Annotated in this window: 17 protein-coding genes; 8 read left to right on the forward strand and 9 right to left on the reverse strand. The window is 61.7% G+C overall.

Features of this window, described 5'->3' with window-relative positions:
- Positions 1–31 precede the first annotated feature (31 nt).
- From C4J86_RS17825 to aroC, 4 genes are all read right to left on the reverse strand, one after another.
- Positions 32–301, reverse strand: a complete 270-nt coding sequence (locus tag C4J86_RS17825) for a response regulator transcription factor (RefSeq protein WP_124367793.1) — start codon at positions 299–301, stop codon at positions 32–34.
- A 209-nt stretch (positions 302–510) separates the two neighbouring features.
- A complete protein-coding gene (locus C4J86_RS17830) occupies positions 511–1,041 on the reverse strand; it encodes an acireductone dioxygenase (protein ID WP_124371367.1) in 531 nt (176 codons plus the stop codon).
- Positions 1,038–2,198: an MFS transporter gene (locus C4J86_RS17835; RefSeq protein ID WP_124371368.1), complete on the reverse strand. Its 1,161-nt coding sequence runs from the start codon at positions 2,196–2,198 to the stop codon at positions 1,038–1,040. The genes C4J86_RS17830 and C4J86_RS17835 overlap by 4 nt, the downstream gene beginning before the upstream one ends.
- A gap of 10 nt (positions 2,199–2,208) precedes the next feature.
- Positions 2,209–3,300 (reverse strand): chorismate synthase, encoded by a 1,092-nt coding sequence (gene aroC / locus C4J86_RS17840; RefSeq protein ID WP_124371369.1) that lies wholly within the window; start codon positions 3,298–3,300, stop codon positions 2,209–2,211.
- Between the two features lie 143 nt (positions 3,301–3,443).
- Between aroC and C4J86_RS17845 the strand changes: the two genes are divergently transcribed.
- Positions 3,444–4,406 carry an alpha/beta hydrolase gene (locus C4J86_RS17845; RefSeq protein WP_124371370.1) on the forward strand — a complete coding sequence of 321 codons (963 nt, stop codon included), beginning with the start codon at positions 3,444–3,446 and terminating at the stop codon, positions 4,404–4,406.
- 99 nt (positions 4,407–4,505) lie between these two features.
- Positions 4,506–5,309, forward strand: a complete 804-nt coding sequence (locus C4J86_RS17850; protein ID WP_124367797.1) for a hypothetical protein — start codon at positions 4,506–4,508, stop codon at positions 5,307–5,309.
- 126 nt (positions 5,310–5,435) lie between these two features.
- Here C4J86_RS17850 and prmB read toward each other — a convergent pair whose 3' ends face one another.
- Positions 5,436–6,344, reverse strand: coding sequence for a 50S ribosomal protein L3 N(5)-glutamine methyltransferase (gene prmB, locus C4J86_RS17855; RefSeq protein WP_124371371.1), 909 nt, complete (start codon positions 6,342–6,344; stop codon positions 5,436–5,438).
- Between the two features lie 239 nt (positions 6,345–6,583).
- Here prmB and C4J86_RS17860 point away from each other — a divergent pair, with 239 nt between their 5' ends.
- The 5 genes from C4J86_RS17860 to C4J86_RS17880 all read left to right on the forward strand — a co-directional run bounded on the left by C4J86_RS17860 (position 6,584) and on the right by C4J86_RS17880 (position 9,366).
- Entirely contained in the window at positions 6,584–7,174 is a 591-nt protein-coding gene (locus tag C4J86_RS17860; RefSeq protein WP_124363712.1) for a cysteine hydrolase family protein, read from the forward strand.
- A gap of 141 nt (positions 7,175–7,315) precedes the next feature.
- Positions 7,316–7,636 carry a hypothetical protein gene (locus C4J86_RS17865; protein ID WP_124363713.1) on the forward strand — a complete coding sequence of 107 codons (321 nt, stop codon included), beginning with the start codon at positions 7,316–7,318 and terminating at the stop codon, positions 7,634–7,636.
- A gap of 75 nt (positions 7,637–7,711) precedes the next feature.
- Entirely contained in the window at positions 7,712–8,269 is a 558-nt protein-coding gene (locus C4J86_RS17870) for a Smr/MutS family protein (protein WP_003175227.1), read from the forward strand.
- Between the two features lie 78 nt (positions 8,270–8,347).
- Entirely contained in the window at positions 8,348–8,893 is a 546-nt protein-coding gene (gene folE, locus C4J86_RS17875; RefSeq protein WP_124363714.1) for a GTP cyclohydrolase I FolE, read from the forward strand.
- Positions 8,894–8,994: 101 nt separating this feature from the next.
- Positions 8,995–9,366, forward strand: coding sequence for a glutathione S-transferase N-terminal domain-containing protein (locus C4J86_RS17880; protein WP_124363715.1), 372 nt, complete (start codon positions 8,995–8,997; stop codon positions 9,364–9,366).
- Positions 9,367–9,400: 34 nt separating this feature from the next.
- On the opposite strand, the gene C4J86_RS17885 is transcribed toward C4J86_RS17880, so the two are convergent.
- From C4J86_RS17885 to C4J86_RS17895, 3 genes are read right to left on the reverse strand one after another with little or no spacing between them, the layout of a single operon-like run.
- Positions 9,401–9,721: a hypothetical protein gene (locus C4J86_RS17885; RefSeq protein ID WP_124371372.1), complete on the reverse strand. Its 321-nt coding sequence runs from the start codon at positions 9,719–9,721 to the stop codon at positions 9,401–9,403.
- The gene (locus tag C4J86_RS17890; protein ID WP_124371373.1) at positions 9,718–11,043 is read right to left on the reverse strand and encodes an acyclic terpene utilization AtuA family protein; all 1,326 of its coding nucleotides are present in this window, start codon (positions 11,041–11,043) and stop codon (positions 9,718–9,720) included. The genes C4J86_RS17885 and C4J86_RS17890 overlap by 4 nt, the downstream gene beginning before the upstream one ends.
- A gap of 1 nt (position 11,044) precedes the next feature.
- Complete coding sequence (locus C4J86_RS17895) at positions 11,045–12,337, reverse strand: CitMHS family transporter (RefSeq protein ID WP_124371374.1); 1,293 nt, start codon at positions 12,335–12,337, stop codon at positions 11,045–11,047.
- A 126-nt stretch (positions 12,338–12,463) separates the two neighbouring features.
- On the opposite strand from C4J86_RS17895, the gene C4J86_RS17900 reads away from it, so the two are divergent.
- Positions 12,464–13,360, forward strand: a complete 897-nt coding sequence (locus tag C4J86_RS17900; protein WP_124371375.1) for a LysR family transcriptional regulator — start codon at positions 12,464–12,466, stop codon at positions 13,358–13,360.
- A 152-nt stretch (positions 13,361–13,512) separates the two neighbouring features.
- Here the strand turns inward: C4J86_RS17900 and C4J86_RS17910 are convergent, their stop codons facing one another.
- On the reverse strand, positions 13,513–14,115 hold the full coding sequence (locus C4J86_RS17910; protein ID WP_124363720.1) for a glutathione S-transferase family protein: 603 nt from the start codon (positions 14,113–14,115) through the stop codon (positions 13,513–13,515).
- Positions 14,116–14,258 lie beyond the last annotated feature (143 nt).

Consider the following 14,258-nt stretch of genomic DNA (forward strand, 5'->3'; position numbering starts at 1 on the left):
CCGTTGAGCGTCGCGGCCCTTTTTTATGCCGTCAGCACAGGCCCTGGCGCGCCGCCTCATTCATCGCCTGCACGCGGTTATTCACATCGAGCTTGCCGTAGATATTGCGCAGATGGAATTTGACCGTGGCCTCCGAGGTGCAGCGAATCCTGCTCATCTCCCATATGGTCTTACCTTCGGAGGCCCACCGCAGGATCTGCAGCTCCGTCTTGGTCAGGGGCTTGCCGAGCAAACTCAAGCGTCTTCTGATAACCGTCGGCAAAACGTCCAACGGCTGAGATAACTCCTCGGGGCGATTCATTACTTTCTCCTTTTTTATATGCTGATGCGCTGTCACCCTTCGGATTCTTCCTATAGACAGCGACATAAACATTGAATGAGGAGAGAGTTACATAACTGGCGAAATGAGAGAGCAAGGCCGAGGATAAACAGCCAAGCCCTACATGTATTTAGGCTTCTTCCCACAGCACATTCCAACGTGCCGGGATTGAACATTTAAAATGTCTTGTATTAGTCGTCCAGCTTGGCAAAGTCACGGGCGATGTCATTACCGGTCAAGGTCGGCACCGAACCCTCTGCAGTGTTGAACATATGCAGCGCGACAAAGTGCGGGTTCTCGCCCATGTCGAACCAATGGGGCATGTTGGCGGGCACGATCAGCAGGTCGTTCTTTTCACACCGCACGCCGTAGACATAATCGCCAATGCGCAACGAGAACAATCCCTGGCCAGCGATAAAGCCGTGCGCTTGATCTTCACGGCAGGTGTGCTCGCTCAGGCGCTCGGCCGGCAGCGCGTCTTTATGGGGATGATCACCGGTCACGCTGATCACTTTGAAACGGGCGTAGCCAAGCGCCTCGATCTGCGACTGATACGCCGCAATCATCTGCGCCTCGCTGGCGCCCTTTTCCAGCGCGCCGGGCTGCCAGCGCTCAAAGCGCACGCCTTTTTCGGCCAGGGTCGACTGAATGTCGTCGAAGTGGGTCAGCACTTTGTTCGGGGTGTCGGGTGTAGTAAGGGGGTAGACAGCGACGTAGCTCATTGCACGGCTCCTTGGTTCGGCTCTTGCAATCGAAGGCCAATGATAACGGCGGCAGCCAGGGCCGCGATGCTGGCGATATTGAAGGTGAGGGACGGCCCCAGCAGATTCCAGCTATAACCGGCATACAGCGCACCCAGCGCACCACCGGTGCCGGCCAGCGCGGCGTAAAGCGCCTGGCCCTGGCCTTGCTGACGATCGCCGAAACTGCGCTGCACGAAGGCGATGGCCGCCGCATGGAAACTGCCGAACGTGGCGGCATGCAGCACTTGCGCCAACAGCAGCACCCAGAAAAATTCGGCAAACGCACCGAGCAGCAACCAGCGCAGTGCTGCCAGCAGGAAACTGGCCAGCAGTACCCGGCGCACGGAAAAGCGCGTCAGGATGCGACTCATGCCCAGGAACATCAACACCTCCGCCACCACCCCGAGCGCCCACAGCAGGCCGATCACGCCACGGCTGTAGCCCAGGTGTTCCAGGTGCAGCGTGAGGAAGGTGTAATACGGGCCATGACTCATCTGCATCAGCGCCACGCAGGCATAGAAGGCCAGCACGCCGGGGCTGCGCAATTGGCGGATAAACCCGTCACCGGCCAGGCGCTTGCCGTGGCTGGTGGGCTGCGCATTCGGCACCCACAGGCTGGCGCCGATGATGCCGGCCATGATCACCACGACCACCACCGGGTAGATATCCACGCTCAGCCAGTCGAACAGGCGGCCCATGATCACGACGGTGAGGATAAAGCCGATGGAGCCCCACAAGCGTATCTGGCTATAGCGCGAGGTTTGCTGTTGCAGGTGAGCGAGGGTGATCACTTCGAACTGCGGCAGTACCGCGTGCCAGAAGAACGCGTGCAAGGCCATGACCAGGGCCAGCCAGGCGTAGGTCTTGCTGACGAAAATCAGCGAAAAACTCAACAGCGTGCACACCGCGCCAAAGCGCACGATGGCCAGGCGTCGCCCGGTGTAATCGCCCAGCCAGCCCCAAAGATTGGGCGCCACGCAGCGCATCAGCATGGGAATGGCCACCAGCTCGCCGATACGCGCGCTGGAAAAGCCCAGGTGATCGAAGTACAACGCCAGGAATGGCGCCGTCGCCCCGAGCAGGGCGAAGTAGAACAGGTAAAAGCTGGAAAGGCGCCAATAAGGGAGGGCTGTCACCTTCAGCCCTTCACAGCTGGCCCAGTACCGGCGTACTCACCTGCACATCAGCGTTTTGCCCGCGGTTGCGCAGCAGGTGGTCCATCAACACGATGGCCATCATGGCTTCGGCAATCGGCGTGGCGCGGATGCCGACGCACGGGTCGTGGCGGCCTTTGGTGATCACGTCCACCGGGTTGCCATGCACATCGATCGAGCGGCCCGGCGTGGTGATGCTCGACGTGGCCTTGAGCGCCAGGTGCGCCACGATCGGCTGGCCCGAGGAGATACCGCCGAGGATGCCGCCGGCGTTGTTGCTGAGGAAACCTTGCGGGGTCATCTCATCGCGATGCTCGGTGCCGCGTTGGGCCACACAGGCGAAACCGGCGCCGATTTCCACGCCCTTGACCGCATTGATGCTCATCAGCGCATGGGCGAGTTCGGCGTCGAGACGGTCGAAGATCGGCTCGCCCAGGCCCGGCTTGACGCCCTCGGCTACCACGGTGATCTTGGCACCGACCGAATCCTGATCGCGGCGCAATTGGTCCATGTAGGCTTCCAGTTCCGCCACCTTGTCCGGGTCGGGGCAGAAGAAGGCGTTGTCTTCGACGCTGTCCCAGGTCTTGAACGGGATTTCAATCGGGCCGAGCTGGCTCATATAGCCACGGATGACGATGCCCTGGGTCGCCAGGTATTTCTTGGCGATGGCACCGGCCGCCACGCGCATCGCGGTTTCGCGGGCCGAGCTGCGGCCGCCGCCACGGTAGTCGCGTTCGCCGTATTTGTGATGGTAGGTGTAGTCGGCGTGGGCCGGGCGGAACAGGTCCTTGATCGCCGAGTAGTCCTTTGACTTCTGGTCGGTATTGCGGATCAGCAGGCCGATGGCGCAGCCGGTGGTGCGGCCTTCGAACACACCGGAGAGGATCTCGACTTCATCGGGTTCCTGGCGCTGGGTAGTGTGACGGCTGGTGCCGGGCTTGCGACGGTCCAGGTCACGCTGCAGGTCTTGCAGAGACAGCTCGAGGCCGGGCGGGCAGCCGTCGACAATGGCGACCAACGCCGGGCCATGGCTTTCGCCCGCGGTGGTGATAGTGAACAGCTTGCCGAAGGTATTGCCGGACATGCAGGGCGCTCCGTGAAGTCAGTTGAAACAAGTCAACCGTAATAACTTAAGGCGGCCAGTATACGCAGGCTAACCCACTAGTTCATCCTCGAAACCTTACCGGTAGACGTTGGTCCAACCGGCACCTCTCCAATGATGGCGCGATGATGCTGCGAGTTTTGCTGTTCACCCTCACCTTGTTTACCGTCGCGGCCCAGGCCGCCTCCCCTGTCGTACTGCAACGGCCGATCAGCCTGGACACCGGCAGCGGTGAGCTGTTTGGCTCGCTACTACTGCCGCAGTCCGAGCAACCCGTGCCGGTGGTGCTGATCATCGCCGGCTCAGGCCCCACCGACCGCAACGGCAACAGCGCCGACGGCGCGCGCAACGACAGCCTCAAGCGCCTGGCCTGGGTGCTGGCCCGGCACAATATCGCCAGCGTGCGCTATGACAAACGCGGCGTGGCCGCCAGCCTTGCCGCGACCCCTGACGAGCGCAACCTGACCCTCGACGCCTACGTGTCCGACGCCGTGGCCTGGGGCAAGTTGCTCAAGGCCGACAAGCGCATGGGCCCGCTGATCGTGCTGGGCCACAGTGAGGGCGCGTTGGTCGCAGCCCTCGCCGCGCCGCAATTGAGTCCGGCCGGGGTGATTTCCCTGTCCGGCAGCGCCCGCCCGGTCGATCAAGTCATTCGCCAGCAACTGGCCGATCACCTGCCCCCGGCCCTGCTGCTGCGCAGTAACGAAATTCTCGACCACCTCAAGGCCGGCCAGGTGGACGCCGATGTGCCGCGCCCGCTGGAAGGTATTTTCCGACCCAGCGTGCAGCCTTATCTGATCAGCCTGTTCCGCGCCGATCCGTCGGCGGCCTTCGCACGGCTGACCATGCCCGCCCTGATCATTCAGGGCACCAACGACATCCAGGTCGGCGTCGGCGATGCCCAGCAGCTGAAAAAGGCCAAGCCGGACGCGCAACTGACCGTGATCGAAGGCATGAACCATGTCATGCGCATCGTGCCCAACAACGTCAAGCAGCAACTGGCGTCCTACAACGACCCGAAATTGCCCCTCGCCGCCGAACTGGGCGAGCGGATAGTGCGCTTTATCGACGGACTTACCTCTGGTTAAGCGGCAATTGGCCTCCAGTCCTGAAGAAAGCGGCCGATAAGCCCAGAGTCGACCGTAAAAAGACGGTCGGCTCGCAGGGCTTGGACAGGATCGCGCCGCATGACAACCACTGAAGCAACCCCAGAAACCACCGCCGATACCCCGGCAGAAACCGAGGCCGCCGCAGCAGCGGCGCTGCCCTGGGCGGACGTGCACGCCGAACATTTCAAGATGCTGCGCCTCGCCCCGCTGGCCACCGACCGTGCGACCGGCGCGCGGCCATTGCGCTTTGTGCAGTTCGGTTATGCCGAGCGCCATGACTCGCATCACAGCCTGTTGCGCATGGTCATCCAATTGCCTGGCCAGCGCGTACGCCGCGAGCAGAACCAGCTGGATATCTGGGTAGATCACGATAAACATCGCGTGCACTTCGGCCCGGGTAACAGCCTGGAAATCGAACCGGTCAACCGCGGTCTCGGCCGTTTTCTGGTCGCCCAGGCCGCTGCATGGGCCAAGAAGAAGTGGTCACACTACCGCGTCGACGGCGTGGACCTGGCCAACAAGGACGCGCTCAACGAAGCCACGCGCCTGCGCCGCGATCACTTCCTGCGCATCCAGGGTTTTGACGTGGCCTACGCCGACGTGCAGCACCTCAAGGGTAACGTGCAGCCGGGCAAAGTCAGCGAGGTGCTGGACAGTTGGAACACCGAGAAGGTGCAATTCGTCGAAATCCTCGAAGCCGCACAGATGCTGCAACAGGCCGAGCACAACCTGGCCGAGCACGAAGTGAGACTGCGCAAGGAAGAGGAAAAGGTCACCAAGTTCAAGCGCGAGGACAGCGGGTTGCGCTTTACCATCACTTGTCTGGTGGCGTTTACGGTGTTTCAGGCGGGACTGTTGATCTGGATCGCCACGCACCGCTAGCAGGTGAAATGCGATCACTTGTGGGAGGGGGCTTGCTCCCGATAGCGGTGTGTCAGCTGGCAATGCATTTACTGACACTGCCTCATCGGGAGCAAGCCCCCTCCCACATTGACCGTGTTTCTTCAGTTAGATCCTATCGGTGAAGATTGCTTGATGCGCCCGGCACTGCTCAGCCGTGAGCATGAACACCCCATGCCCACCGCGCTGGAAGTCCAGCCAGGCAAAGTCCACTTCCGGGTACAGCGCCTCGACGTGTACCTGGCTGTTGCCCACTTCGACAATCAGCAGACCCTTCTCGGTCAGGTGGTCCGCCGCTTCGGCCAGCATCCGTCGTACCAGATTCAGGCCATCATCGCCGCAGGCCAGGCCCAGCTCGGGTTCGTGCTGGTATTCATCCGGCATGTCGGCGAAATCTTCGGCATCCACGTAAGGCGGGTTCGACACGATCAAATCGAAGCGTTGCCCCGGCAGGCCCTCGAAGCCGTCGCCCTGCACCGTATACACGCGCTCATCGACGCCATGCCGCTCGATGTTCTGGTTGGCCACTTCCAGGGCTTCGAAGGACAAGTCGCCCAGCACCACCTCGGCGTCCGGGAACTCGTAGGCACAAGCAATGCCGATGCAACCGGAGCCGGTGCACAGGTCCAGAATGCGCGCCGGCGGCTGGGCAAGCCAGGGTTCGAAGCGGTTTTCGATCAGCTCGCCAATCGGCGAACGCGGGATCAACACCCGTTCATCGACAATGAACGACAGGCCGCAGAACCAGGCCTCTTTCAGCAAGTAGGCGGTGGGCATACGCTCATGGATGCGACGATGCAATAAACGCTGCACATGGGAGATCTCCTCTTCCTCCAGATTGCAGTCCAGGTAGCTGTCGGCAATTTCCCACGGCAGATGCAGGGCGCCGAGCACCAGTTGCCGGGCTTCGTCCCAGGCATTGTCGGTGCCGTGGCCAAAAAACAGGTCTTCCCCATGGAAACGGCTGACAGCCCAACGGATATGGTCGCGCAAGGTGCGCAGGCGGGAAGTGATCACGGGGGCAGACTCCTGGAAAAAACGACTGGCGATTCTAACAGCGTTCACCTGTATCGACGATGTACGAAACGCCTTCGCCATCCGTCGGATTTCATCCAAATTGCCACCATGGGCTTAACCAACTCACCCACTTGACAGGGCTGCACGTCAACAACGGCGTACCTTACGATGGTAGCGATTCACAGAACCGCTCAGCCAGTGGACAATGTCACAAACGCCCCCCTGACAGGAGCCCCAGAATGTCCGTTCCAAAGACGATGTTTCAACTCAGCGGTCGTGGTTACGCAGCTGCCAACCTTGCCCATGCGACGCTCGTGATCATCGACGCCCAGAAGGAGTACCTCAGCGGCCCACTCGCCCTCTCGGGCATGGACGCGGCGGTCGGCAACATCAAGCAACTGGTGGCCGCTGCGCGCAACGCCGGGCGGCCGATCGTGCATGTGCGTCACCTGGGTACCGTGGGCGGCCTGTTCGATCCGCAAGGCGAGCGCGGCGAATTCATCCCCGGCCTGGAACCTGAAGGCGACGAAACCATCATCGGCAAGTTGCTGCCCAGCGCCTTCCACGGCACCGGCCTGGAAAAACACCTGCAGGACCTGGGTTCGCTGGACCTGATCGTCTGCGGTTTCATGAGCCACTCCAGCGTCAGCACCACGGTGCGCGCCGCCAAGAACCTCGGCTTTCGCTGCACCCTGGTGGAAGATGCCTGCGCCACCCGCGACTTGCCCTACAAAGGCGGCGTGCTCAGCGCCGAGCATGTGCAGCAAACCGAAATGGCCATCATGGCTGACAACTTCGCCACCCTGGCATTGACCAAAGACCTCATCTGATCGCCCCTGTAATGAGCGGTGCGCCCGGTTGATTGCCCCGCTCATCCGCAAAGCGGGTTCATTTCGCGCATTTACCCCGGGCACAGGAACAACCTGTGTATCTTCCGGTCGAAGGGCCGATACCCTGGAGGAAAGGTCGGAATGAAGATATCCGATGGTTTTGATGCTCGTCGCTTGCGCCCCAAGGGCCCGAGCAACTGGCGTCTGCGCCTGGTGGCGGGCATTGCCGCGCTGCTGGCGATTGTAGGTGTGGCGTTGGCGGGCGCGGGTGGCGCCGGCCTGTTTGGGCATTCGCCGGCACTCGGCGAACTGAACGCCAGCCCTGGCGGTTCGGCGATCCTGTTGGGCATCGGCCTGCTGGTGGTGTGGCTGGGTGTGTGGTTGTGGCGCCGCAGCCGGCGCAGAATGCGCCAGCCGCTCTCGTTGAACATCGCTTCGCACCTGATGAAAAAACACGACTGATGGCGCTTGGATAGCATTTGCTGCGCCCTGTCCGCCGCGATTTAGGTAAACTGCCCGCCCTTCGCGGAGGCTGACATGCAAGACGACGATTTTTCCCTGTTCAAGAACGAGCTGCGCGGCGTCAAGCCGATCAAGCACGACCGCGCCGACACCGGCAAACCCAAGGCTGATCGGGCGCAGATTGCCAAGCTGCGCCAGGCCGCGACCGTGCGCACCGATGCCACCACCGTGGATGGCTTGTCGGACCAGTTCGTGATCGACGTAGGCCCCGAAGATGAGCTGATGTGGGCACGTGACGGGGTACAGGAAAGCCAGATGCGCAAGCTCAAGGCCGGCCAGATCCCGTTCGAAGGCAGCCTCGACCTGCATGGCATGACCGTGGAAAAAGCCCGCGAAACACTGTGGGCCTTCCTTGCCGAAGCCACCAAGTTCGAAATCCGCTGCGTGCGCGTCACCCACGGCAAGGCCGTGCGGCTGGACGGCAAGCGGCCGATGATCAAGAGCCACGTCAACACCTGGCTGCGCCAGCACGCCCAGGTCCTTGGCTTTACCTCGTGCCAGGCTCGCCACGGCGGCGCCGGCGCGGTGTATGTGATGCTCAAGCGCACCATGATGGAAGGCCGCGACGAGTAACAAGTGCCATCGTCAGGCTTGCAGCGATGTGTCCGCCCCCGTAACCTTGCGCTTTGCGAAAATCCCACAGGTAGTTTCATGTCCCTGGAACAGAATTACACAGAGATTCTCGGCCAACTCGGCGAGGACATCTCCCGTGAGGGCCTGCTCGACACGCCAAAGCGTGCCGCCAAGGCGATGCAGTACCTCTGCCGCGGTTACGAACAGACGTTGGAAGAAGTCACCAACGGTGCCTTGTTCAGCTCCGACAACAGCGAAATGGTGCTGGTCAAGGACATCGAGTTGTACTCGCTGTGCGAACACCACCTGCTGCCGTTTATCGGCAAGGCTCACGTTGCCTACATCCCGAGCGGCAAAGTGCTGGGGCTGTCGAAGGTCGCGCGGATCGTCGACATGTATGCGCGTCGCCTGCAGATCCAGGAAAACCTCAGCCGCCAGATCGCTGACGCGGTGCTGCAAGTGACCGGCGCCCTGGGCGTGGCGGTGGTGATTGAAGCCAAGCACATGTGCATGATGATGCGCGGTGTGGAAAAACAGAACTCGTCGATGATCACGTCGGTGATGCTCGGTGAGTTCCGCGAAAACGCGGCCACCCGCAGCGAATTTCTCAGCCTGATCAAGTAAGTGGCTGTGTAGGAAAAGCCGGCGTTCATCGCCGGTTTTTTTTCGCCTGCAGAATTCAGGTAAGCTGCGACCCCTTCTTCATGGGCAAGAGGCTTTCAGCCATGTTCGTCAAAGCACTTCGAGTGGGCCTCGGCCAGATCATCATCGCCGGCGACTTCCTGACCCGTCCGCGCAAAAAGCAGCGCCCGGCCGAACAACAGGCCAAGGTCAACGCAGCCGCCAAGGACCTGACCCTGTATCAGTTCCACGCCTGCCCCTTCTGCGTGAAAACCCGCCGCACCCTGCATCGCCTGAATGTGCCGGTCGCCCTCAAGGACGCCAAGAACAACGAGCACGACCGCCAGACCCTGCTGGAGCAAGGCGGCAAGATCAAAGTGCCATGCCTGCGCATCGAAGAAAACGGCCAGACCACCTGGATGTATGACTCCAAGGTCATCATTGACTACCTGGACAAGCGCTTCGCCGCGATCTGAATGCCCTGTGGGAGGGGGCAAGCCCCTCCCACATTTAGTTTGGTGCTGACATATCCAGGTCCAGCAACGCCGAGCCCAGGCACTTGCCGTGGGCATCCAGTGCCAGTGAACGCGTGACGCCGCCGCGCAGGATGCCCGGCAGCACGAAGTTCAGCGCCTGTACGTTGGGCAACTCATAACGTCGCACCGGCGCCGCGCCGGGCTCCAGCAGGCCTGCGAAAAACGCGGCGACGCGCTCGGCAGTAAGCTGTTCACACAGCAGCGGGTAATCCTCGGCGCGATACGCAATGATCGAGATGTTCGACGTATCGCCCTTATCCCCGGTGCGGGAGTGGGCCAGTGAATGCAACTTCATGCTTCTATCCTCGGTTTGACCCTGTCACGAGGCAGCAGCAACGACGCCACCGCCACCACCTGGCGCACGCTCTTGCTCGCCCCGCCACCGCCAGCAGGGCCGTTGGTGTAGAGGGTTTCCACTTCATTGCCGATGCGCACGGCGTCGCTGCGTTCTTCACACCGGGCGGCGACCCGCAGGCGCACTTCCCAAGGCTCGGCATTGCTGCGCGGGCCATGCAAGGCATCCATGCCGATCAACTCGGCGCGCACTTCCTGCATTTTCACACCGGTCAGTTCCAGACGCTTGAGCACCACCTCGCGCGCCAGTTGCGCCCGTGCGACAGCGCCCGGGCCGCCGTAGGACATCTGCCCCTCTCCGATCCAACCGTCAAGGTAACCGACGCTGACTTTCAATTGTTCGGGCCGCGCCCGCCCTGTGGCGCCGTGGGCACGCACCCGATCAACGCCCTCCTCGACAAACCCTACCTGTGAAAAATCGGCCGTGACGTCCGGGGTCAAATACGCTTGCGGATCGTGCACTTCGTAAATCAGTTGTTCGCTGCAGGTGGCGCGGCTGACCTGCCCCCCGGAGCCCGCGACCTTGGTGATCAAGGCAGTGCCGTCGGCATCGATCTCGGCCAACGGAAAGCCCAGGCGTGCCAAGTCATCCACATCCTTGAAGCCTGGCTCCGCAAAATAACCGCCGCTGACCTGCCCGGCACATTCGAGCAAATGCCCGACCAGGGTGCCCTTGCCCAGGCGCTGCCAATCGTCGGCGGCCCAGCCGAATTCGAACATTTGCGGCGCGAGAAACAATGACGGGTCGGCCACACGCCCGGTAATCACCACATCGGCGTCGGCGCGCAGGGCTTCTAGGATGCCGTCCACGCCCAGGTAGGCATTCGCCGAAATCAGCCGCTCACCCAGCGTGCCCAGGGTCTGGCCGTTGTCCAGCAACTGCTCGGGATGCAATGCGGCCAACACGTCATCGCCGACCACGGCCACCACCTTGAGGTTCGCCCCCAGTTCATGGGCGATGCGCCGCACTTCGACGGCGGCCGACACCGGGTTGGCCGCACCCATATTAGTGATCACGCGCAAACGGCGGCGGCCTTCATGCAGCCCGACAAAGGGCAGCACCCGGCGCATGCGCTCACTCAACAAGGGGTCATAGCCGCCTGCCGGATCGCTGATGCGCGCCTGTTGGGCCAGGGCGATGGTGCGTTCGGCCAGGCATTCGAACACCAGGTAATCCAGGTCGCCCTGTTCGGCCAGTTCCACGGCGGGTTCGATACGGTCACCGGAGTAGCCGGCACCGGCGCCGATGCGCAAGGTTTTCATCTCAGATAACTCCCAGGAGCAGCGCGGTCAGGGTCATCAACACCGACGCGGCGAACAGAAAAGGAATGGTGAAGCGCTGGTGATCGGCCAGCTCGATCTTGCACAGGCCCACCAACAAGAAAGTCGCGGGGGTCAACGGGCTGACCGGAAAGCCCGTGGTGTGCACGCCCAGTAACGAGGCCTGGGCCACTTGCAGCGGGTCGACACCCAGCGCCTTGCCAACTTCGGCAATCACCGGCATCACGCCGAAATAGTAGGAATCGGGGTCGAACAGCATGCTCAACGGCATGGAAATGAAGCCCACCACCGCAGGGATCAACTTGCCATGACCCGCGGGAATCTGCGCCACCGCCACTTCGGCAATCGCCTTGAGCATGCCGGTGCCTTGCATGATGCCGGTGAACACGCCGGCGGCAAGCAGGATGCTGGCCATGGTCAGGGCGGTTTTCGCATGGGCGTCGATACGGGCGCGCTGGGCGTCGACGTTGGGGTAGTTGATACACAGCGCCACCACGGTGCCGAGCATGAACATCACCACCGGGTCGACCCAGCCGGCGATCATAACCACCATCACCAGCACAGTGAGGATCAGGTTGACCCAGAACAACCGTGGCCGACGCAGCTGGATATCGGCGTCACTGAGCACCCGTTGCGGCACCGCGTCCACGCTGGAGCCGGCCCCCAGGCCCAGACGTTTTTCTTCACGATGGCCCAGCCACCAGGCGCAGGCGAACACAAAGATCAGCCCGACGATCTGCACTGGAATCAACGGTTGGAACAGGTCCGCCACCGGCACATGCAGGGCTGCCGACGAGCGCAGCACCGGGCCGGTCCACGGCAGGAAATTGACCCCGGCCGCCATGGCACAGACACACGCCAGAATGCGTTTGTCGATGCCCAGCCGCGTATACAGCGGCAGCATTGCCGGCACCGTCACCAGGAAGGTCACCGCGCCGGACCCGTCCAGGTGCACCAGCAGCGCCAGGGTCGCAGTACCGACGACAATTCGTGTAGGACGCGTCCCTACCGTGCGCAGAATCCGCTCGATGATCGGGTCGAGCATGCCGGCATCGGTCATGATCCCGAAAAACAGAATGGCGAACACAAACATGCCCACCACGGGGGCGACGTTCTTGATGCCGGTAATGATGAAGGCGCTGGTTTGCAGACCGAAGCCACCGAGCAACGCGGAAATGATCGGCAGGGCGATCAGCGCCACCAGCGGCGAGAGGCGCTTGCTCATGACGGCAGCAAGCAGACACAGAATGGTAATGACACCCAGGGTAGCGAGCATGGGTTACTCCAGAGCGGCCTTGATGGGCCGGTTATTGTTTTCCCTGGAGTATTGGAATCAGGTTAGGCTTTGTAAATTGGAATATTCAGACACCAGTGTTCGAAAAAACAAAATGAAGCCGCCCGTATGAAAAACAGCATCCAACACATCCAGGCGTTCCTCGCCGTTGCTCGCACCGGCAGCTTTACCAAGGCCGCCAGCGAGCTGAACCTGTCCCCCTCGGCGCTGACCGTGCAGGTGCAACAATTGGAAGAGTGGCTGGGCGTCGCCCTGCTCGACCGCAGCCCACGCCATGTGGCTATCACCGCCGCCGGCCACGACGCGCGTGCCCCCATGGAAAAACTGCTGCTGGACCTGGACAACATCGTCACCGGCTCGCGCGATCTCGCAGCCCTGCGCCGTGGCGTCGTGACCATCGCCGCCCTGCCCTCGGTGTGCGCCGGCAGCCTGCCGCCGGTATTGCGCCTGTTTCGCGAACGTTTCGCCGGGATCGAAGTGCGCCTGCATGACCTGGTGGCCCACCGCATCCAGGCCCAGGTGCGTTCCGGCGAGGTGGACTTCGGTATCGGCGTGCGCGCGCGCCTGAGCCACGGCCTGGACTTCGTGCCGGTCCTCAATGACCGGCTCTGCGCGTTCGTGCCGCTGGGTCACGCCCTCGCGCACCATCGGCAGCTGACCCTGGAACAACTGGCGGACCAGCCGATCATCCTCACCGGCCGCGACAGCAGCGTGCGCGAACAGGTGGATGCGTTGTTCGATGAAACGCGGCTGACGCTGAATGCGGGCATGGAGGCCAACTACATGTCCACGGTGCTGGCGCTGGTGCGCCAGGGGTTGGGGATCAGCGTACTGCCGGAGTCGGCGGCGGATAGCCTGGAGGGGTTGAAGCGGATCAACATCGACCATCCTGGGGTGAACAGAGAGATCGGCTTGATCAGTCGCAGTGGGATGGCATTGAGCCCGGCGGCGCAACGCTGTTTTGAACTGCTCAACGCAGAGTTATCTGACACACCACCGGACTAAATGTGGGAGGGGGGCAAGGCTTTTTGTAGGAGCGAGCTTGCTCGCGAAGAACTCAGGGCCACCGCGTTTATCCAGAATGAACGCGTTGCCCGGGCGTTTTTCGCGAGCAAGCTCGCTCCTGCAGTGAGCCCATCCCACCTTCGGAAGGTGGCTCAGCCCAGCATCGCCACATGGTTTGGATGACTGGCCACGCGCTGCAACCATGCCTGCACCGCCGGATAAGGCGCCAGGTCAAAGCCCCCTTCATGGGCCACATGGGTATAGGCATACAACGCGATATCGGCAATCGAATACTGCTCGCCCACCAGGTACGGCGTGGCTTGCAGCTGACGCTCCATGACCTTCAGTGCTTTGTAACCGCCCTTGTGGCTGGTCTTGTATTCTTCGAGGCGATCCTGCGGCATGTTCAGATAAAACTGAATGAACCGCGCCACCGCAATATACGGCTCGTGGCTGTATTGCTCGAAGAACTGCCACTGCAACACCTGGGTGCGCAAGCGCGGCTCACTGGGTAAAAACTCGCTGCCATCGGCGAGGAAGTTAAGGATCGCATTGGACTCCCACAGGCAGGTACCGTCTTCCAGTTCCAGCACCGGGATCTTGCCGTTGGGGTTCTTGGCAAGAAATTCAGGGGTTTGGGTGTCACCCTTGAGAATATCGATATCGATCCATTGGTACGGGATGCCCAACAGGCTGAGCATCAATTTGACCTTGTAGCAATTGCCCGATCTGTAATCGCCATAAACCTTATACATGGGCTCCCCTTCTGCCGCTTCGCGCGCTCTGAGCGAACGCTTGCGCCATCAAAGTGCGGGTATCGAGGGATTGTTTCAAGGCGTGCGGCAGAATAAATCTGGCCGACTGCGCTGGAAGCAGCCTTTCATCCCTTTCCGCCAAG

Source organism: Pseudomonas sp. R2-7-07, assembly GCF_003852355.1.
Taxonomy (GTDB): Bacteria; Pseudomonadota; Gammaproteobacteria; order Pseudomonadales; family Pseudomonadaceae; genus Aquipseudomonas.

Bases quoted from the DNA above. Each gene is read 5' to 3' on its own strand.
- C4J86_RS17825 (WP_124367793.1), bottom strand. From the start codon at position 301: ATGAATCGCCCCGAGGAGTTATCTCAGCCGTTGGACGTTTTGCCGACG.
- C4J86_RS17830 (WP_124371367.1), bottom strand. From the start codon at position 1,041: ATGAGCTACGTCGCTGTCTACCCCCTTACTACACCCGACACCCCGAAC.
- aroC (WP_124371369.1), bottom strand. From the start codon at position 3,300: ATGTCCGGCAATACCTTCGGCAAGCTGTTCACTATCACCACCGCGGGC.
- C4J86_RS17845 (WP_124371370.1), top strand. From the start codon at position 3,444: ATGATGCTGCGAGTTTTGCTGTTCACCCTCACCTTGTTTACCGTCGCG.
- C4J86_RS17850 (WP_124367797.1), top strand. From the start codon at position 4,506: ATGACAACCACTGAAGCAACCCCAGAAACCACCGCCGATACCCCGGCA.
- C4J86_RS17860 (WP_124363712.1), top strand. From the start codon at position 6,584: ATGTCCGTTCCAAAGACGATGTTTCAACTCAGCGGTCGTGGTTACGCA.
- C4J86_RS17865 (WP_124363713.1), top strand. From the start codon at position 7,316: ATGAAGATATCCGATGGTTTTGATGCTCGTCGCTTGCGCCCCAAGGGC.
- C4J86_RS17870 (WP_003175227.1), top strand. From the start codon at position 7,712: ATGCAAGACGACGATTTTTCCCTGTTCAAGAACGAGCTGCGCGGCGTC.
- folE (WP_124363714.1), top strand. From the start codon at position 8,348: ATGTCCCTGGAACAGAATTACACAGAGATTCTCGGCCAACTCGGCGAG.
- C4J86_RS17880 (WP_124363715.1), top strand. From the start codon at position 8,995: ATGTTCGTCAAAGCACTTCGAGTGGGCCTCGGCCAGATCATCATCGCC.
- C4J86_RS17885 (WP_124371372.1), bottom strand. From the start codon at position 9,721: ATGAAGTTGCATTCACTGGCCCACTCCCGCACCGGGGATAAGGGCGAT.
- C4J86_RS17890 (WP_124371373.1), bottom strand. From the start codon at position 11,043: ATGAAAACCTTGCGCATCGGCGCCGGTGCCGGCTACTCCGGTGACCGT.
- C4J86_RS17895 (WP_124371374.1), bottom strand. From the start codon at position 12,337: ATGCTCGCTACCCTGGGTGTCATTACCATTCTGTGTCTGCTTGCTGCC.
- C4J86_RS17900 (WP_124371375.1), top strand. From the start codon at position 12,464: ATGAAAAACAGCATCCAACACATCCAGGCGTTCCTCGCCGTTGCTCGC.
- C4J86_RS17910 (WP_124363720.1), bottom strand. From the start codon at position 14,115: ATGTATAAGGTTTATGGCGATTACAGATCGGGCAATTGCTACAAGGTC.